This window comes from Pelosinus sp. IPA-1 (genome assembly GCF_030269905.1).
Taxonomy (GTDB): Bacteria; Bacillota; Negativicutes; order DSM-13327; family DSM-13327; genus Pelosinus.
Genome location: NZ_BSVC01000002.1, coordinates 91,777 through 112,135 on the forward strand (window position 1 = coordinate 91,777; position 20,359 = coordinate 112,135).

Here is a 20,359-nt window from a genome sequence, read left to right on the forward strand (position 1 = left end):
GAGGGATGTACATGGGGATTATCATTACGATCTTAGTGGTTGCTTGGGTGATTTATATGATTATAAAAAAATACTATCCACAAGCTGTTCTTTTGATTGCAGGCATTATATTGCTTCTTGCTACCTATTTTATCGGCAGCAATCCGATACTTGCTGCAAAAGAATCTTCCGGCTCCGCTTTGCTAGATATTTTCCATACAATTAAGACATTGCTTAGTTCCCGTGTTGCCGGTCTTGGTCTTACGATCATGTCAATCGCAGGCTTCGCAAAATATATGGAGTATATTGGGGCAAGTAAATCTTTATTTGCTGTGGTTGCTTCTCCTCTTAAACATATTAAATCTCCTTATATTCTTCTAGTTCTTAGTTTTTATATGAGCCAATTTTTAGTGTTGTTTATTCCAAGTCATGCTGGGTTGGCTTTGTTACTCATGGTCATGCTGTATCCAATTCTCATAAGAACGGGCGTTAGCAAATTATCTGCCCTCGGCGTAATTGGGTGCGCGCAATACATGGATGTTGGTCCTGGTTCCGGCAATGCGATTCTTGCAGCTACTATCTGTAAGGTAGACCCGGCAGTTTATTTTGTTGATTATCAATTATCAATATTTATTACAACAACTTTGATTCTTGGTGTTGTACATTACTATTCGCAAAAATGGTGGGACAAAAAAGAGGGTTTTGTTGGTTACAATGATTCGTCTGATCTGATTAAAGAAGACGAAGGACGTCCTCCTTTGATCTATGCGATTCTTCCAATTATTCCGATGCTATTCATTTTGGGTTTCAGTCCTATTTTCAAAAGTAAAATTCAGATGGATGTTGTTACTGCAATGTTTTTGAGCACTTTCATCAGTATGATGTTTGAGTATGCAAGAACTAAAGATTTTCGAGGTACTTTGCAGAGTCTAAAATATTTATATGAAGGAATGGGAAATAGTTTTGCAACTGTAGTAAGTTTAATAGTCGCAGGCGAGGTATTTGCTGCCGGATTAATGAAGATTGGTGCTGTAGATGTGATGACTTCCAGTGCTCAAAATCTTGGTTTGGGCGTTCATGCCTTAATCATTCTTTTCTGTCTGGTCATTGCTTGCTGCGCATTCTTAATGGGGTCAGGCAACGCGGCGTTCTTTTCCTTCGCTGCCCTGGCTCCTAAGATTGCGGCATCATTAAAAATTGATGTTGTTACTCTTTTGCTGCCAATGCAAATTATGACAAGTTTTGGGCGTGTTGTGTCACCAATTACTGCAGCAATTGTTGCTATAGCCGGTGTAGCAGGTGTATCACCTGTTCAAGTGGTAAAAAGAACTGCCATACCTATGGCAGTGGCTGTACTTGTAAATGTGGTATTTATAGTAATGAAATAATAAAGGAGCTGTTCTATTTTGAAATGTGCAAAATGCACTCATAGAAAATGTTATTTAGAAGGTCAAAATTGCACTAAAATTGGTCTTGCGGATGTTAAAGAAGCCTATGTGGGCGAGCAACTGGATATTATGAAGGCTGCTGCTTGTACAGAAGGACGTTTTTATAACAACCTTACTCGTTTAGAAGAAACTGTTGAATTTTGTAAACTGATGGGATATAAAAAAATTGGCATGGCGTTTTGTATCGGCCTAAACCAAGAAGCAAAATTAATTGAAGAATATTTCTCTAAATTTTTTGAAGTCTATTCGGTTTGCTGTAAGGTCTGCGGCATTGCCAAGGAGAATCTTGATTTGGAACAAATTAAAGAGGGTGTGCGTGAAACCATGTGCAATCCTATTATGCAAGCTAAAGTACTTAAGGATAAAGAAGTTGATTTTTGTGTTACCATCGGCTTATGCGTAGGACATGATGCATTGTTTACAGGTGCTAGTACTGTGCCCACATCTTGTCTGGTTGCCAAAGACAGAGTACTCGCCCATAATCCATTAGGAGCTGTGTATTCTCGCTACTGGCGCAGAAAGTTAGGGATTAATCCTAGTGATCAAGTGTAAGTATAAATTGTGAAGGTGGGATTGCAGTGTTGAAACATGATTTTGACGAGCTTGTTAACCGTAAGGGAACCGAATGTAAAAAATGGGATACTTATGCAGAAGATGTTATACCTATGTGGATCGCTGATACCGATTTCAAATGTCCACAGCCTGTAATTGATGCTATGGTTAAAAGAGCAGAACACGGTATCTACGGTTATCCTGTAAATTGTAAAACTTTTGAGCAATCAATAATTAACTGGCAGAAAAAAAGATTCGGCTGGGATGTTGACGTTGACTGGGTAGAGTATACACCAGCAGTAGTGCCTGCTATCGTATATGCAATGCGGGCCTTCACGAATCCAGGTGATAATGTTGTAATTCAGATGCCAGCGTACCACCCTTTCCATGATATCATTCCAAATAACGGTAGACACATTCTTGGAAACAATCTAATTTTAAAAGAAGATGGCAGCTATGAAGTTGATTATGAAAATTTGGAGGAATTGCTTAGTAAAAAGAGGACAACCATGTTTTTGCTATGCAGTCCCCATAACCCTGTCGGCAAGTGTTTTACGAGAGAAGAATTAACAAGAATTTCTGAACTCTGTTTAAAACATAATGTGTTTGTTGTTTCCGATGAAATTCACTCTGATATTGTTTACAGAGGGAGCAAACACATTCCATTTGGCAGTCTTTCAGAAGAAGCCGCAGATAACTGTGTGGTTTGTGTTAACCCTAGCAAAACCTTTAATATTGCTGGAGTGAGGACTGGGGCTGTAATTATTCCGAACCGGCATAATCATGATCTTTTCTATGCTCCACTTGAAAATAATAAAGCATATGGCAGAACTGTATTTGGTACATTGCCGATTGAAGTTTCCTATAACGAGTGTGATTACTATGCAGACCAATTGCTAGAGTATTTAGAGGGGAACCTTGCATACCTTGAAAATTTCGTCTCAACAAGAATTCCTAAAATCAAAGTTACCAAAACGCAAGCGACTTACCTTATTTGGCTAAACTGCAAGGAACTGAATATGGCACCCAAGGAGTTACATAAATTTTTCTTAGAAGAAGTAAAAGTTGCGATGAACGAAGGGTCTACCTTTGGACCTGGCGGTGCAGGTTTTATGCGGATGAATATTGCTTGTCCTCGTTCCCGATTGGTAGAGGCGCTGAAAAGAATAGAAGCAGCAATAAATAAAATATAAGGTTATAAATACCTGAAGGTTTCAACAATTAAGTTTATACAGCATAGCTTTTGGGATGATCGAAGCGTATTAAATAGAGGGGGGAACTGAAGATGAAAAAAAATACATTGCAGATGCGGTTGATTCTATTATTGGTACTATTTTCTTTCTTATCGGCAGCGGTAATTGGTGGTGTCAGTTCTTACATGAATGTTAATAGCGCCAGGGGGGAAATAACGAGGAATAACCAAACAATAGCAAATCAAACTGCCCATGAAATTGAACAATTTATGAATGATGATACAAATTTATTAGAGGTATTGGCTTTATCGCCTACTGCATATTCCATGGATGCGGCCAAGTTTCGGGAAATGATTATTACTGCCCAAAAAAAGAACCCAGAATTTGAAACAATCTATGTTATGAATGCAGTTGGTATGCAGATTGCAAAAACTACCAATTCAGCACTAAACAATAAAGCGGATAAAGACTACTTTAAAAATGCCATACAAGGAAATACTTTTCTTACAGAGTCCTATATCTCACAGTTGACCAATGCGCCAACCATTACTATTTCAACACCGATAAAAGATTCGAGGGGTACTATTGTTGGAGTACTGGCTGGAGATGTAAGTTTAAAAACAATTGGAGAAATTGCGTCTCGTACTTCAGTTGGTAATTCGGGTTATGTGGATGTAGTAGATAATAAGGGTACATTGCTGGCCAGCATAAACCCAGAAAAAGTAACAAAACAAGAAAATATTGGGCAAGCAAAATATGTTCAAAATGTTATCGCTGGCCAGGCTGGTAATATGGAAGCTGTATCGTCAGCCGGAGTAGAGTCCTTGATTGTATTTGCGCCTGTCAAAAGTTACAACTGGGGTATAATTACCTACTTGCCTAAGAAAGAAATTCTTGATCAAATTGAGCATAGTCTTCTAGTGATGTCAGTTTTGATTTTACTGGCTGTGCTCATCGCAGCAGGAACTGCAATTTATGTCGCCAAAGGAATGGCTAAGCCTCTTAATGAACTGGTACAGGTAGCAGATGAAATTGCCAGTGGTAATTTAAGTAAAAAGGTGCAAGTGCGGGGCGTGGCAGAAGTTAACAGATTGGCGGTATCTTTAGATAAAATGCGGGAAGATTTACACAACATTATCCTTGATATTATGTCTTCTGCTGAACAAGTTTCAGCCGCTTCCGAGCAGCTTACAGCGAGTGCTGATCAGTCAGCACAGGCTACTCAATTAGTAGCAAATACTATCTGTCAATTAGCACAAGGGGCTGATCAACAAGTTGGCACCATTAATACTACCTCTTCGGTGGTGCAAAAAATGTCAGCGGGTATTCAGGAAGTATCAACAAATGCTAGTTCTGTGAATATCATATCCGAGCAAGCAGCAACTGCGGCGCAGCGTGGCGGAAAATCAGTTAAAGCTGTTATGCAGCAGATGGATATAATAGAGCGAACCGTTGTCAATTCGGCAGAGGTGGTAACGAAGCTGGGAGAACGGTCACTAAAAATTGGCCAGATTGTCGAAACAATTTCCAGCATTGCTGGGCAGACGAATCTGTTAGCACTAAATGCAGCGATTGAAGCAGCTAGAGCTGGCGAACAGGGGCGGGGATTTGCCGTGGTAGCGGAGGAAGTACGGAAGTTGGCGGAACAATCCCAGGAAGCAACTAAACAAATTGGCGAATTGATTATCGAAGTTCAGACAGAGACGAATAAAGCCGTAGTAGCTATGAATGATGGCACGCGGGAAGTTAAAATAGGTGGCGAAGTGGTTAACACTGCAGGACAAGCCTTTCAAGAAATTGTAGAACTAGTTGAAGGAGTTTCAGGACAATTCAAATCTATTTTATCAGCCATGCAGCAGATGTCTGATGAAAGTCAGCAGATTGTAGGAGCAGTATATGATATTGATAAAATAAGCAGAGAGGCAGCCGGGCATACTCAGACGGTATCAGCTACGACTGAAGAGCATGCAGCATCTGTGCAAGAAATTGCAGAATCTAGCCAATCTTTGGTTAAGATGGCTGAAACATTACAAAATACTGTTGCAAAATTTAAACTGTAAAATAAATATAAGTCATTGCGAAACAAAACATTTTTCTTCTAGATCTTTCAAGCCCATCCACGCTCTCACGGACAGATTGATTACTTCACACTGAATGCACTATCAAGCTGTCCTTACCGAATCTTTATAGAGTATCTGGTATAGAAGATTAGGGATGATTATTTCTGCTTTTTCGCAATCTAGTTGATGCCTTGTCAGATTTTAATAAGTACAAGATAATGCTACCTCTTTTCTTGAGGTAGCATTATTAAATTTATGGATTCTCTTCTAGCAATATTCTTCGAGTTTATTTAGGAATAGACAAGGCTCATGTAATCCCATTATTTATGAGGCTAGTTATCTGCTACTTTTGTCAAGAAAAGTGTTTATAAATCTTTTAGGAGGAATAATCTAGTAATACGGGAATATAAACATAATTAAACAATTTCGAGCCTTGAACAATTGTACAAATCTATTCAAGGAAAGTTTACTTTATTCGCAAATATCGCATAAAGATTTGTTTTCAATTATTAAGCGGAGTTATGTGGTTATAGATTACAATACAGTCTCGATTCTTACGGAAAAATATGCAGTGTATATGAAAAGTCATTCCTGCCAGACTAATGCAATTCATTGCAAAATAGGAGCTTGAAGATGAAATTAGAAGAAATGATTAATAAGCGTAAAGCGTCTTTGAACCAGACTGATATGGGGATATGGAAGTATATTTTTAATCATAAGCAGAAATGCCGGCATATGTCGATCCATGATTTAGCCAAGGAATGCTGCGTATCGAGTACGACCGTGGTGCGGTTTGCCAAGAAACTTTCGTTTGACGGATTCGGCGACCTGAAGGCTGTACTTAAGATGGAAGAGGAACGAAACATTGGTGACGAGCAGGATGTGCTGGAGGCTATAACAAGCTTTTATCAGCATAGCTGGAAGGAAATCGTTAAGCGCAATTTCGACGGTGCCAGCAGGCTCATGTACGGTGCCAAGCGAGTATTTGCTTATGCCTCAGGGTACGTACAGAGCAATGTTGTACAGGAGATAAAGAGACTTTTCTTTTTCGATGATGTATTGATCTACGAGGTGCGAGGGCAGGAGGAGTTTCATTCTTTGGCCAAGATGATGACGCCGGATGATCTGGTTATTATTGTTTCGTTGAGCGGTGAGACGCCGATGGCGGTGGAGTTTGCGCAGAAACTGCAGCTTAAGGATGTACCGCTTATATCGATTACGCGGTTACATGATAATACACTGGCGGGCCTGAGTACAGAGAATCTATATGTTACACCGGCAACGTTTCAGCTCTATGAGGCAGATGAGGATAAGATGCCTTATCAGTCAATGCTGCCGTATTTTCTGCTAATTGAGATATGGTATGTAAAGTATAAATTGTACCGCAAGAATAAAATAAGGTAGAAAAATGAGACTGTCTTCGACGAATGTTTAGGACAGTTTTTGTATTTTTATATACATGTACCAAAGTACACAAAATGTACTTTGGTACGCATTTGTGTCATAGGGCCGTAATGCCCTGAATCTATTGAATGTATGGTGATAAGGGGCTATGATAAAACACAAGATATCTTATAAAGCAATAAAGAGTTGTCATGACAAAAAAACTATGCACGATTCTTACACGGGGAGAAATAATTTTATGTATCTGCAAAGAAAATTTGCAAAATTCAAAATTAAGGAACTGTTTACGAGTGAAGGAACACTATTTGATGGAGGTGGGGTTATGTCGATCAACAAGGACATTGTCATGCAAAGTGTACAGCGGTTCGGCGGAGCAATGTTTACGCCAGTTATACTGTTCTCCTTCTTTGGTATTATGGTATCATTATCCATTATTTTCAAGAACCAGGATATTGTCGGTAGTATAGCGACAAAGGGTACATTCTGGTACAACATTTGGTATGTTATTGAACAGGGATCTTGGACAGTCTTTGCGCAAATGCCGCTTTTATTTGCAATTTCTCTGCCAATTGGTCTGGCGAAGAAAAATCAAGCAAGGGCCTGTATGGAATCATTTATAATCTATGTCGTATTCAATTATTTTGTTTCAGGGATTCTTACACTAGCAGGTCCTTCATTCGGTGTAGATTATAGTCTCAAAGCAGGTGGCGGCACAGGCCTTGCAATGATTGCGAATATCAAAACGCTTGACATTGGTATGCTTGGAGCTATCTTAATTTCAGCAATTACGGTATGGCTACATAATCGTCTCTTTGATGTAGATCTTCCCGATTATCTTGGCATATTCAAAGGCTCGTCTCTCGTAGTAGCAGCCGGATTCTTCTTTATGTTGCCAGTTGCGTATTTTTTCTGTTTGGTATGGCCATCCGTGCAGCACACAATTGGAACTTTTCAGGAATTTTTGAAAGCGAGTGATGCGCTTGGCGTATGGATGTATACTTTCTGCGAAAGAATTTTAATTCCTACGGGGCTCCATCATTTCATTTACACGCCATTTATTTTTGGACCAGCAATTGTTGATGGTGGAATTCAACAGTATTGGTTGAAACATTTGCAAGATTTTGCGACTTCAGCCCAATCGTTGAAAGAAATGTTCCCAGGGGCTGGTTTCTCTTTACATGGTTCTTCCAAAATATTTGGTGTTCCAGGAATTGCACTTGCTATTTATGCCACGGCGAAACCAGCGAAAAAGAAAGCTGTTGCCGGGTTGTTGATTCCAGCAACGATTACGGCAGTGATCTGTGGGATTACAGAACCGCTTGAATTTACATTCCTATTCGTCGCTCCTGTACTGTTTGTAGTGCATGCAGTACTTGCTGCAACACTTGCTGCAACACTTTTTTTATTCGGTGTAGTTGGTTCTTTTGGTGCAGGACTTATTGATGCCATCGTACAGAACTGGATTCCATTATTTAAATTTCATTCCGCAACTTATATTATGCAAATCGTAGTTGGTCTTTGTTTTACAGCGATTTACTTCTTCGTGTTCCGTTACCTGATTGTGAAGAATGATTATAAAACTCCAGGCCGTACCGAAAATGATGCAGAAGATAAACTTTATTCCAAAGCTGAGTATAAAGCCAAGATAGCGATGGAAGGAATGATTAATGTCGATGAACGCGATATTAAGGCAGCGGTATTTCTTGGAGCTCTTGGTGGCAAGGAAAATATAAAGGATGTAACAAATTGTGCTACGCGTCTTCGCGTAACAGTCGTAGATGATTCGCTGATAAAAGGAGTAAGCACATTTGTAAAAGCTGGCGCGCATGGACTTGTAAAAAATGGGCATGCGGTACAGGTGATTGTTGGATTATCCGTACCACAGGTAAGAGAGCGTTTTGAAGCATTACTGCAAGATACATCAGATGCAGAAACTGCATCTGGCACAGATAAATCTACAGCATTGAAGGCGTTTATCAGTGGTGAAGTCATTCCGATTACGAAGGTTAAAGATGAAATGTTTTCACAAAAAATGATGGGTGACGGTATCGCTGTCTATCCGGAAAATGAAATAGTGACAGCACCAGCAGATTGTGAAATCACTATGGTAATGGACGGATCTGGTCACGCGGTCGGTATGCGTTTGTCAAGCGGCGTCGAAATCCTTATCCATATCGGTATTGATACGGTAAAAATGGAAGGTCGCGGTTTCAATGTATTTGTAAAACAAGGACAGAAAGTAAAAGCAGGCGAAACGCTTGTGAAGTTTGATAAGAAATTGATTGAGAGGGAAGGTTATTCTCCAATTGTTATATTAGCTGTTACAAATTCATCAGAATACCCGCTGATGAAGCTACATTCTGGCATGACAGCAAAAGCAGATGAAACAGTAATTGCAACATTCTAAGAAGGGGACAGTCAAAATGGACAATTTAAAATGGTGGCAAAAGACACTGGTATATCAGATTTATCCTAAGAGTTTTTGTGATAGTAACGGCGATGGCAGCGGGGATTTAAATGGTATAACGGAAAAACTGGATTATATTCGTGATTTAGGAGTAGGCGCAATCTGGTTAACACCAGTGTATGTATCGCCAATGGTAGATAATGGCTATGATATTGCCGACTATCGGAACATTGCACCAGAGTATGGCACAATGGCAGATATGGAGAAGCTCATTGGCGAAGCAAAGAAGCGTGGTATTCGCATTGTCATGGACTTGGTGTTCAATCATACATCAGATCAGCACAGCTGGTTCAAGGAATCACGAGTAGATCACAGAAACTGTAAACGTGACTGGTATATATGGCGTGATGCCAAACCAAATGGAGCGCCACCGACAAACTGGCGAGGTATCTTCGGTGGCTCGGCTTGGACTTTTGATGAAGCTACTAAACAGTATTATTTACATACCTTTGCGAAGGAACAGCCAGATTTAAACTGGGAAAATCCTGAAGTACGCAAAGTGTTGTATGAGATAGCAAATTTCTGGCTGGATAAAGGTGTAGGTGGTTTCCGTATTGATGCGATTACCTATATCAAGAAGCCGGAAGAATTCAAGGATCTACCAGCCGATGGTCCGGATGGTATGAGCAATGTGCATGTTGCAACAGCGAATCAGCCCGGTATATTGGAATTTTTACATGAGTTTAAGCGGGAGGTTTCTGCAGGAAAAGATATATTTACGGTAGCAGAAGCAAATGGCGTAACAACTGAAGAGCTACCCAAATGGGTAGGCAGAAATGGTGCCTTTGATATGCTGCTTGAGTTTAGTCACATGGACCTAGATATGGAAGCATCCAGTCTTTGGTGTCATCCAGTTGGCTGGAAGTTAACAAAGCTCAAAAAGGCACTCAGTAATAGCCAGCAGGCAACATCAGAAAACGGTTGGTATCCAGCATTTTTTGAGAATCATGACCAGCCGCGCTCAGTGAATAAATTTTTCCCAAATCATGCAGATCAAAAGCTAGTGGCAAAAGTATTGGCCACTGTGTTATTTACCTTGAAAGGAACACCGTTTATCTATGAAGGCGAAGAACTCGGCATGACAAATATTAAGTTGTCTTCCATTGAATGTTATGACGATATCGCGTCTAAAGGACAATATGAAATTGCTTTACAGGAGGGATTTTCCAAGCGACAAGCACTTGAATTTGTCTGGTATTACAGCAGAGATAATGCGCGAACGCCTATGCAGTGGACTAGTGATAAACATGCTGGTTTTACGAGCGGTGAGCCATGGCTACCGGTTAATGAAAATTATGGTGATTTAAATGCCAAGCAAGAGTTACAGGATGAAGGTTCTGTATTGCGGTATTATCACCGCCTGGCAAAGCTACGTCAAGAATATGATATCTTGCTCATTGGCAGTTATGAAGAACTGTTGGAAACAGACGAACAAATTTTTGCTTATAGGCGTGTGTTGGATAAAAACAAAATGATCATTCTTTGTAATTTTTCTGAACAAGAAAAGGCGTGCAACTTGACTGAAATTGAAGACAATGGAAAACTGTTGATCAGCAATTATAAAGATGCGCCAAATCTGGTTCTGCGTGCCTATGAAGCTAGGATATATCTCTGCGAAGGGAGGAATCCCTTTGAAGGTTGCAGCCAGTGATTATGATGGAACGTTGTTTATCGATAATAGAATTTGTCCAGAAAATGTAGAGGGGGTTCGTCTATGGCGGGCAGCTGGTAATAAGTTTGGCGTAGTCACAGGACGCGATTACGGTATGTTAGTTCCACAGCTAGAATATTTTGGCATAGGTTATGATTTTGCAATATGCAATAATGGTGCGATCATTTTCGGTGAAAATGGTAAAGTGCTTTATCAAGCTGAGATTCCAGAGCAAGCTCTCTATGTAGTAGCAACACATCCCTGCGTGGCAGATAGCCTGCATGTTGCATTTTCTCAGGCCGAGAGTAGTTATATTTATCGCGAAAGAAAAGGATCTTGGATGGTCCGTGAGGCAAAACAATGGCAATTTTTATTAAAGATAATAGAAGCTGCTGAAATCAATGAACTTAGTCGGGTACATCAGATTGCATTGGGGTTTGCTAGTCTGGATGGGGCAGCGGAAGCTGCCCGGCAAATCAACCAACTATTTGGTGATACAGTGTATGCTTGTCAGAACCGTGGTAGCGTAGATATTACTCCAATTGGCATCGACAAAAGTAAAGGAATTGAGAAGTTATTAGAACTAAAAGCATGGCAGGATGCAGAGGTGTACGTTATTGGTGACGAAATCAATGATTTACCAATGATACATAGGTTTGATGGCTATGCGGTAGAATCAGCAAGAGAAGCTATAAGAAAAGATGCGAAACAGAGTTTTCCTTCGGTTGGCAGTATGCTACAAAATAATTTATAGAATATTTGTAATATTGAAAAATGATATCTAAAAAAAGTAAAGGAAGTTGACATAAAATGAAAAAGAGTTTAACTACATTGGCAATTACTTTGGCATTAGGAGCATCGACAACAGCGTTTGCGGCATCTGCAGACAGCTTTTCCGATGTACCGAAGAATCACTGGAGTTATGCAGCACTTGATGAATTAGCTAAAGACGGTATTATTGAAGGTTATGGAAATAGTAAGTTCGAGGGAAACCGTATGATGAGTCGTTATGAAATGGCGGCCATTGTTGCTAAAGCAATGGATAAAGTAAAATCGGGCTCACTCGGCGATCAAGCACTAGTGGAAAAGCTAGAAAAAGAATATGGCAGTGAACTTGAAGCACTCAATAAGAAAGTTGATGCTTTAGATAAAAAGATCAATGCGACAAATGCGCTTGTCGATAAGTTTAAAATATCTGGTTTAACAAGGGTGCAAGCAGGCAGTGATGACGGAAAAAACATGAACTATAATAACCGTTTTTACATGGATTTGGAAGGTGAAATGAAAGTATCTGATATGTGGCGGGCCAGATTTACTATTGAAAAAAATGCGCAGTATAAATCAAGTGAACCTATTTATGAAAATAAATGGGTGTCAGATGGAACTGCAACTGGTGGAAAATGGTCAAAAGTTCCGCATACACATGCTGGGAAGGATAACTCAGCTAATGACCAGGATCACAACGGATCCGTTTCCAATGTGTGGGTAGAAGGTACGATTGCAGGCAATTGGTATGTCAATGCTGGTAGAAAGTGGAATGGAATTGGTTATCAGAATCTGTTATGGGGGAATCCAGCCGATGGTGCAGCGTTCTATCATCCAGTAAGCAAAGATTGGATGATTAGTGGACTCGTTTGGTCACCAACTTGGGATGGCGCCAAGTACACCATGGCTGCTGGAAACATATTCGGTAAATTGACGAAGACTGTGGATACTAATGTGGCTTATGCTAAAATCGTAAATAATAAAGAAGATTACTGGACAGGGGCGGATATGGCGTATTCGATAGACCTCCGTGCACATTTGACGCCAACTTTGACAGCAACAGCTTCCTATGTAAAAACCAATGCAGATCAAGGCGGCGGCTACTGGAAAGATAAAAGCGATCTTGACCGTGACTTTGCTTATCGCTTGGATTATAAGGGAACGAATACTAGTAATGTGGGTTCCTTCGGTATGTATGCAAAATATGTCGATATGGGTGCAACTGGTGACTTTGGTCATGATGATGAATGGACAACACGTGGACCTTCATACTCGAATGGTAATAAAGGCTGGTATGTAGGCATCAATTATGTTCCTTGGCAGAATGTAGAATGGTCAACGATGTATGCTAAAGTAAAAGAAGGTACAAGTGTAGCAGCAGCCGATGGCGAATCAGACAGAAAAATCATTCGTACGCAGCTTGATTATCATTTCTAATTACGTAGATTTTTATCAACATGTAGAGGAGGAAACCATCCATGTTACATAAAAAAAATCTAGTGCGTGCTGTTGTATTAGCAGGTTCATTTGGTATGTTTGCGGCTCCGCTGCTGGCACCGTCTCCAACGGCAACGACCTTTATAGCAAGAGCGGAAGCAGCGCAGGCAGTGGGGCAAGTGGTTATCCTTGCTGGCAGTTTGCAAGACGAGTTAGGTGGTAGTAAGGAGTGGGATCCCAGTGACCACAAAACGATGATGAAAGATCTTGGCAACGGGAAATATCAGCTCAAAGGTAAGCTCCCTGCAGGAAATTATGAGTTTAAAATTGCAGTTGGCGGCAGTTGGAATGAAAATTACGGCGATAAAGGTCAGCCGAATGGAGCAAATATCACCATGCATCTCAAAGCTGCGCATGAAGTAACGTTTGATTATGATGCGGCTACCCATCTTACTACGTATACTTATGAGGGGATGGCAGTAGAGCAGGAAGCAGCGATAAAAGAAGCTGTGCAACAACGCAAAATAATGATTGCTGGTAATCTGCAGCGTCAACTCGGCGCAATGAAAGATTGGGATCCATCGGATATGAAAACGCAAATGACAGATCTAGGCCATGGATTCTATAGCTATACGGCCAATCTGCCAGCGGGGTCTTATAGTTACAAAATTGCTGTCAATGGAAGTTGGAATGAAAACTATGGTTTAGGTGGCAATGCCGACGGGGCTAATTTGCAGTTAACATTGGTGAAACCGCAAGAGGTGACATTCTATTATAATGATACAACCCATAAAATCAAAGACAGCAGTAGTTATAAATTGCTGTCAGATAAGGAACTGCCAACGGTTAGTGGTGATTTTGCGAAAACTGCAAAAGGTGGCCTCATCATGCGTGATACAATACTTGATGGATTTTATGCAACAAGTATTGATGCTAAAGCCGGTACTTATAATATAGCAATCATGCAAAAAGGTAAGCAGATTGCGGCTCAGTCAATTACTTTAAACAAAGATGGTAAGGTAGCGCTCTATTTTGACAGTAAGGCTGATAAGTTGATCGTTGATGATGGCAGTATCCATGAAGATAAGCTTTATCATAATACATGGGAGCTTTCGAGTCGCCAGCCGTTTGAAGCCATCAAAGCCGGCGACAGCGTGAATCTTTCGATCAGCGGTCAAAAAGGCGATATCAAAAACACACAGCTCGTTTTGCTCAAGTCAAAAATTGTAGCAAAAGGTGGCGATGAATACAATATCGACTACAGTGCTGGTACAACAACGGTTTATGATCTTGAATTTGCTGGCAATAAGGATGACAAAGATGTTTGGTCAAAAAAAATTCAGATCAATGAAAATGGTATTTATGGCTATAAATTTATTATCAATGGAATAAAAGAATACGGCGATGATGCAAAACCAGGGCAAACGGGCATGGTAACCTTGCGGGATGCTAAACCATTTCAGTTGACCGTTTATCGAGCCGATTATAAGACGCCAAATTGGGCGAAAGAGGCCGTTACCTATCAGATTTTTCCAGATCGTTTTTTAAACGGTGATACAAGCAATGACAACGCGAAATCAACAGCGCGTGGCTTGCAGCCAATTCAGCATAAGAGCTGGAATCAGCTGCCGACCAATCATGCGAGGACACCACAGCTTGACAGCGATCAATATGAAAGTAATGACTTCTTTGGTGGAGATCTCGACGGGATTACAAAAAAACTTGATTATTTACAGGATCTTGGGATTACAGCTATCTATGTGAATCCGATTATGGAAGCAGCATCCAACCATCGTTATGATGCTGTAAACTATGAAAATATTGATCCATTTCTCGGCACACAAAAAGATTTTGATACGTTAGTGAAGGAAATGGATAAACGCGGTATGCATCTGATTATGGATGGAGTATTCAATCATGTCGGTGATGATTCAATCTATTTTGACCGTTATAGCAAATATAAAACAGTTGGTGCTTATGAATACTGGTCGCGTGTTTACGATTTGATGAATACCAAACATATGAAGCAAGAGAAAGCTGAAGCGGCTGCAAAAAAAACGCTCATCGCAGAAGGCCAAGTTTTTAGTCCATATAATTGGCAAAATTGGTTTGATATCCATAATGAAAAAGCGGTTGATGAAATGGGAAGCAAATATAACTACCATTCTTGGCAAGGCTATTCGAACCTCGTACCGTTTAAGGATTTCCCGCCAACGGCTACTTCACCGGTTAAAGATGCGCCAAGTCAGCTAAATAATATCGATCTTGATAACTATCTTATCTATGATGATAATGCCGTAATCACAAGCTGGTTCAAAAAAGGTTTATCCGGCTGGCGGATTGATGTGGCAAAAGAAGTTCCGGCAGAATTTTGGGCAGCTGTGCGGGATAAGGTGAAGACACTAAAGACCAGGCAAGGTGATGAACCATTATTGCTTGGTGAAATCTGGCAGGATGGCTCGCAGTTCCTTACCGGCGACCAGTTTGATTCGGTCATGAATTATAAGCTCAGCTTTGCTTTAGGTGATCTTTTCTTGAATAAAGGTGATGCTGCGGCAGCTGATGTTGAACTCAAGACTTTGCAACAGAACTATCCGAAAGAAGCGCTGTATGATTTGATGAATATTGTGGATTCACATGATGTAGTCCGGGCTATTTTCAAATTTGGCGGTGGAAAGGATAGTGTGGCTCAGGCTTCTTTGAAAGATTTCAATTATGATGAAGGTAAGGCAAAACTCAAGCTGGCAGTGACCTTTTTGATGGGGTATCCTGGAATGCCAACAATCTATTATGGCGACGAAGTCGGCCTGTATGGTAGTGCGGACCCTGACTGCCGCAGAGCGTATCCGTGGGGACATGAAGACCAAGATTTGCTCAAGTATTATAAGAAGGTGATCAAGGTAAGAAATGATAACAAAAAGCTTTTTGCTTATGGTGATGTATCTACGCTGAAAGCTGAGGGGGATCTGTATGTATACAGTCGTTCGTGCGATGGTGAAAATGCTATAGTTGCCATTAATAGGGGAAATGTGACAGAAATAACACTTGATGTACCGCAATACGCCGATGGCACGGTATTTACCGATGCTTTAGACGACAGCTATAAGGCTTCCGTGGAAAATAGTAAGATAACGATAAAGTTAGAAAAGTGCAAAGCAAGAATGATGATAAATGAGAATATAGATTGAAAGAGATTTGGGGGAGGAATCTATTATGAGTAAAAATTTTTCAGTAGTAGTAGCAGGTGGCGGCAGTACATTTACGCCGGGAATTGTAATGATGCTTTTGGCTAATTTGGATAGGTTTCCAATTCGCAAATTGAAATTCTATGATAATGATGCAAAGCGTCAGGAGGTTGTAGCGAAGGCTTGTGAAATAATTTTGCGTGAAAAGGCACCGGATATTGAATTTGAAGCTACCACAGATCCGAAGGAAGCCTTCACAGATATCGATTTCATCATGGCACATATCCGTGTCGGGAAATATGCAATGCGTGAACTTGATGAAAAGATTCCGCTTAAATACAATGTACTTGGTCAGGAAACCTGCGGTCCTGGAGGAATTTCCTATGGTATGCGTTCTATCGGCGGGATCATTGAAATTATTGATTATATGGAAAAATATTCGCCAAATGCATGGATGCTTAACTACTCCAATCCAGCAGCGATTGTCGCCGAAGCAACCCGTAAACTCAGGCCAAATGCTAAGATTCTGAATATCTGCGATATGCCGATTGGCATTGAACGCCGCATGGCAGCCATTGCTGGACTCAAATCCCGTAAGGAAATGGAAATCAGATATTATGGTCTGAATCATTTCGGCTGGTGGACCAGTATCATGGATCATCATGGCAACGACCTTATGCCGAAAATTCGTGAATATGTTGGCAAAAAAGGCTACAATCTTGAAATACCGGAATTCAAGGCAGATACTAGCTGGACGGTTACTTACGACACAGTCAAAGAGTTTTATCAACTTGATCCAAGTACACTGCCGAACACATACCTCAAATATTATCTCTGCCAGGACGAAGTTGTGGAACATTCCAACCGCGAATATACAAGAGCCAACGAAGTCATGGATGGCCGTGAAAAGACCGTATTCGGCGAATGTCGCCGCATTGCATCAGCAGGCACGGCCAAGGAATGTGACTTTGAAGTGGATGAACATGCTTCTTACATCGTAGATCTTGCAAGAGCTATTGCCTATAACACAAAGGAAAGAATGCTTCTGATTGTTGAAAACAACGGTGCTATTTCTAACTTTGATCCGACAGCTATGGTGGAAATTCCTTGCATCGTAGGCTGCAAAGGACCAGAACCTTTGACTGTGGGCAAGATTCCACAGTTTCAGAAGGGGCTTATGCAGCAGCAGGTATCAGTAGAAAAGCTTGTTGTTGAAGCGTGGGTAGAAGGCTCATACCTAAAACTCTGGCAGGCACTGACAATGTCCAAGACAGTACCAAGTGCCAAGGTTGCAAAGCTTATTCTTGATGATCTCATTAAAGCCAACAAAGAATACTGGCCGGAACTCAAATAACGATCACTGAAAGAAGGCCGCTAACACCTAAATGTTAGTGGCTTTTTTTTGTAGAAAACGATTTTGGGTAAATGCATAATGTTAGACAAGATTTATTTTTACGATTAATTTATAAAACTTTATAAAAATTTTATAATTGCTTTATAGGCAGTTTAAAATCTTTTCTTATAATAAGCTCATAACAAATTAAGGAGGCTTATTAATAAGATGAACAAGCTTAAATTTTTGTATGATGTGGTTCAAACGTTACGGGATAAAGAGGTTATCAATGGTGTGGCAACAGCGGAAGTGAAAAAAGACCAAACAAAGGTTTTTTATGTAAAGAATGAATTTCAAAAAAATCTTGTGACAATGCAGACTAAGGCAAGCATAACTTCCGAAGTAAATTATGAAGGAAAGCAAGTCAAACATCAGAGCACTACCGAGTTTACGAAGCATTGCCCAGGAAATGGAATGCATGGTATGCGTCACGGACTATTTAGACATATGAATCATGCTGGTGGCAGATGTGGGAGCATAAAGGACAAACTTACAAAACTCTCCTTTGTTTTAGGCCTCTTAAACAGCATCAAAGTAGAAGAACAGGAAGATAAAACAATTCTGGTTACATTGGAGGTAGCGGAACTACCTGAAGATATCAAAACACTACTCCAGGAACGAATGAGTCATGCTGAGAGTGACCACGGTCGGGGACATTGCTGCTTTATGAGAGAGTTTTGCTGCATAGAGAAAGGTAAATTTTCATTCGCTATGACCGTCAATAAAAATTATGACATTGAGAAAATCGTGATCGCTTTTGACGGCGCACAACGCAATGAAGAAAATGAGCAGCATTTGCTGGACATAGTCGCTGAATTGCAACTTAATCAATAATTCTAGGTTACTATATTACTGGGTGCAAGCTGAAAGAATGGTTTGCGCCCTTTTCATTATTTATAATATAATAAGGCAATACGTAAAGAGCAGGTGATTTTGATGTTTAGGCCCAGTAGACGTCATTTTAATTCTAAAAGGCACAATCAATGTGACGATAAATGTTTCTCAAACTTCCAAAGAATTCATTTACATCATCATCGGGAATTTCATAAATATCATCAATATTTCCGCTACTTTAGACCAGCTTTTGTATTGATTAATATCCTTATTTTGTACCTATTATTTAATTGGGTAGGCTTTAAAGGAATTGGCATTTTTTTCGCAGTCGTCATTATTATAAAAGAAATAGTCCATTTTATTTTTATGCTGCGTTTAGAAAAACGAATATTTACACCAATTGAAAAGCTTAAGCTAGGTGTAGATGAAATTTCTAAGGGAAACTATAATGTAAAAGTTGAGTGTGATGTCCCCAATGATCTGGGTTTATTGATTTATTCGTTTAACGAAATGGCACAAAAATTATATGAGAGTGAAAGAATACAAAACGAGTATGAAGAAAATCGAAAAAACCTGGTCGCTAATATTTCTCATGATTTAAAAACACCAATAACGGCTATTCAGGGCTATATTGAAGCCTTGCTGGATAAGAATATTACATTTCAGGGTGACAAGGACAAGTATCTAGAAACCATCCATCATAATACGGTTTATATCAATAAATTGATTGATGATCTATTCCTTTTTTCAAAATTGGATATGCAAAAATTAGATTTCGCTTTTGAGAGTGTAGAAATCGGTACTTTTATGGATGATTTTATGGAAGAATATAAATTTGATCTGGAAGAAAAAAATATCCGGTTCCAATATACTGCAGATCTTAAACAAGAATATCGCGTAAACCTTGATGGCAAAAGATTTCACCAAGCTTTCAACAATATTATAAGTAACGCTGTCCAGCATGGTCCGGAAAATGATTTATCTATCAGAATTAGGATGTATCTAGAAAAAAATTATATTTGTCTTGCGATTGAAGACAATGGATATGGAATTGCTGCAGATAAGTTGCCACATATTTTTGAACGTTTTTATCGTATTGATATAGAACGCAAAAAAGAATATATGTGTACTGGACTTGGTCTAGCAATCGCGAGGGAACTAATCGAGGCTCACTGTGGGAAAATTACTGTTTCGAGTAAAGAGAAGGAAGGCACTTGTTTTACGATTAAGCTTCCAATTTTTCAAAAGTATAAGGATGAGAGCACAACATGAAACGTGTATTAATTATTGAAGACGACATGGACATTGCTGAGCTGGAACGGGACTATCTGCAATTTAATGGCTATAAAGCTGAGATTGTTCAAGATGGAGTGTTAGGCCTAAAAAAGGCAATGACGGGTATATATGATGTTATTGTCGTTGATTTGATGTTGCCCCAAAAAGATGGATTTGAGATTATAAAAGAGATCCGAAAAAAACTAGAGATACCTATTATTGTCGTCTCAGCTCGCAATGATGACATTGATAAAATTAGAGGACTCGACTTTGGAGCAGATGATTATTTGACAAAACCCTTTAGCCCTGCAGAGCTAATTGCTAGAATTAAATCTCATATCAAACGCTATGAACGTTTAAAAGGGCATACTCCTTCTGAAATAATTCAACATAAGGGTTTGGAAATCAACATAGCATCCCATAAAGTTGCAGTGAATGGCATGCCAATCCAATTAACAACTAAGGAATATGATCTGTTATTATTCTTGGCTTCCAATCCGAATATCGTTTTTACCAAAGCACATATTTTTGATACAATATGGGGAGATGAGTGCTTTGGCGATAACGCAACTGTTGCTGTTCATATTCAAAAAATCCGCAAGAAAATTGAGAAAGACCCATCCAACCCAGAATTTATTGAAACACTCTGGGGAACGGGCTATCGTTTTAATCCCTAATGTACGTAAAACTCCTGCAAGGAGTAGCTTTGCAGGAGT

14 protein-coding genes are annotated in these 20,359 nt (G+C 39.9%); all 14 read left to right on the forward strand.

Annotation, left to right across the window (positions count from 1 at the left end; genetic code table 11):
• Positions 1-11 precede the first annotated feature (11 nt).
• The 14 genes from dcuC (at position 12) to QSJ81_RS04165 (ending at position 20,320) form a co-directional block, all read left to right on the forward strand.
• Positions 12-1,367, forward strand: a complete 1,356-nt coding sequence (gene dcuC / locus QSJ81_RS04100) for a C4-dicarboxylate transporter DcuC (protein ID WP_285716146.1) — start codon at positions 12-14, stop codon at positions 1,365-1,367.
• A gap of 18 nt (positions 1,368-1,385) precedes the next feature.
• Positions 1,386-1,979, forward strand: coding sequence for a DUF1847 domain-containing protein (locus QSJ81_RS04105; RefSeq protein WP_285716147.1), 594 nt, complete (start codon positions 1,386-1,388; stop codon positions 1,977-1,979).
• 26 nt (positions 1,980-2,005) lie between these two features.
• On the forward strand, positions 2,006-3,172 hold the full coding sequence (locus QSJ81_RS04110) for a MalY/PatB family protein (protein ID WP_285716148.1): 1,167 nt from the start codon (positions 2,006-2,008) through the stop codon (positions 3,170-3,172).
• 92 nt (positions 3,173-3,264) lie between these two features.
• A complete protein-coding gene (locus tag QSJ81_RS04115) occupies positions 3,265-5,232 on the forward strand; it encodes a methyl-accepting chemotaxis protein (protein WP_285716149.1) in 1,968 nt (655 codons plus the stop codon).
• Positions 5,233-5,865: 633 nt separating this feature from the next.
• Positions 5,866-6,636 (forward strand): MurR/RpiR family transcriptional regulator, encoded by a 771-nt coding sequence (locus QSJ81_RS04120; protein ID WP_285716150.1) that lies wholly within the window; start codon positions 5,866-5,868, stop codon positions 6,634-6,636.
• A gap of 322 nt (positions 6,637-6,958) precedes the next feature.
• Positions 6,959-9,043 (forward strand): alpha-glucoside-specific PTS transporter subunit IIBC, encoded by a 2,085-nt coding sequence (locus QSJ81_RS04125; RefSeq protein WP_285716655.1) that lies wholly within the window; start codon positions 6,959-6,961, stop codon positions 9,041-9,043.
• Between the two features lie 16 nt (positions 9,044-9,059).
• Positions 9,060-10,754 (forward strand): glycoside hydrolase family 13 protein, encoded by a 1,695-nt coding sequence (locus QSJ81_RS04130; protein ID WP_285716151.1) that lies wholly within the window; start codon positions 9,060-9,062, stop codon positions 10,752-10,754.
• Positions 10,735-11,508 carry an HAD-IIB family hydrolase gene (locus QSJ81_RS04135; RefSeq protein ID WP_285716152.1) on the forward strand — a complete coding sequence of 258 codons (774 nt, stop codon included), beginning with the start codon at positions 10,735-10,737 and terminating at the stop codon, positions 11,506-11,508. The genes QSJ81_RS04130 and QSJ81_RS04135 overlap by 20 nt, the downstream gene beginning before the upstream one ends.
• Before the next feature lie 56 nt (positions 11,509-11,564).
• Positions 11,565-12,956, forward strand: coding sequence for an S-layer homology domain-containing protein (locus QSJ81_RS04140; RefSeq protein ID WP_285716153.1), 1,392 nt, complete (start codon positions 11,565-11,567; stop codon positions 12,954-12,956).
• Between the two features lie 41 nt (positions 12,957-12,997).
• On the forward strand, positions 12,998-16,144 hold the full coding sequence (locus tag QSJ81_RS04145; protein ID WP_285716154.1) for a pullulanase X25 domain-containing protein: 3,147 nt from the start codon (positions 12,998-13,000) through the stop codon (positions 16,142-16,144).
• A gap of 25 nt (positions 16,145-16,169) precedes the next feature.
• Positions 16,170-17,495, forward strand: coding sequence for a 6-phospho-alpha-glucosidase (locus tag QSJ81_RS04150; RefSeq protein ID WP_285716155.1), 1,326 nt, complete (start codon positions 16,170-16,172; stop codon positions 17,493-17,495).
• A gap of 207 nt (positions 17,496-17,702) precedes the next feature.
• Positions 17,703-18,368 carry a hypothetical protein gene (locus QSJ81_RS04155; RefSeq protein WP_285716156.1) on the forward strand — a complete coding sequence of 222 codons (666 nt, stop codon included), beginning with the start codon at positions 17,703-17,705 and terminating at the stop codon, positions 18,366-18,368.
• 102 nt (positions 18,369-18,470) lie between these two features.
• Complete coding sequence (locus QSJ81_RS04160; protein ID WP_285716157.1) at positions 18,471-19,640, forward strand: HAMP domain-containing sensor histidine kinase; 1,170 nt, start codon at positions 18,471-18,473, stop codon at positions 19,638-19,640.
• Positions 19,637-20,320, forward strand: a complete 684-nt coding sequence (locus QSJ81_RS04165; RefSeq protein ID WP_285716158.1) for a response regulator transcription factor — start codon at positions 19,637-19,639, stop codon at positions 20,318-20,320. The genes QSJ81_RS04160 and QSJ81_RS04165 overlap by 4 nt, the downstream gene beginning before the upstream one ends.
• The last annotated feature ends 39 nt before the right edge of the window (positions 20,321-20,359 follow it).

Coding starts and splice junctions, on each gene's coding strand:
- QSJ81_RS04160 (WP_285716157.1), top strand. CDS start 18,471: ATGTTTAGGCCCAGTAGACGTCATTTTAATTCTAAAAGGCACAATCAA.
- QSJ81_RS04155 (WP_285716156.1), top strand. CDS start 17,703: ATGAACAAGCTTAAATTTTTGTATGATGTGGTTCAAACGTTACGGGAT.
- dcuC (WP_285716146.1), top strand. CDS start 12: ATGGGGATTATCATTACGATCTTAGTGGTTGCTTGGGTGATTTATATG.
- QSJ81_RS04165 (WP_285716158.1), top strand. CDS start 19,637: ATGAAACGTGTATTAATTATTGAAGACGACATGGACATTGCTGAGCTG.
- QSJ81_RS04120 (WP_285716150.1), top strand. CDS start 5,866: ATGAAATTAGAAGAAATGATTAATAAGCGTAAAGCGTCTTTGAACCAG.
- QSJ81_RS04145 (WP_285716154.1), top strand. CDS start 12,998: ATGTTACATAAAAAAAATCTAGTGCGTGCTGTTGTATTAGCAGGTTCA.
- QSJ81_RS04125 (WP_285716655.1), top strand. CDS start 6,959: ATGTCGATCAACAAGGACATTGTCATGCAAAGTGTACAGCGGTTCGGC.
- QSJ81_RS04130 (WP_285716151.1), top strand. CDS start 9,060: ATGGACAATTTAAAATGGTGGCAAAAGACACTGGTATATCAGATTTAT.
- QSJ81_RS04115 (WP_285716149.1), top strand. CDS start 3,265: ATGAAAAAAAATACATTGCAGATGCGGTTGATTCTATTATTGGTACTA.
- QSJ81_RS04140 (WP_285716153.1), top strand. CDS start 11,565: ATGAAAAAGAGTTTAACTACATTGGCAATTACTTTGGCATTAGGAGCA.
- QSJ81_RS04150 (WP_285716155.1), top strand. CDS start 16,170: ATGAGTAAAAATTTTTCAGTAGTAGTAGCAGGTGGCGGCAGTACATTT.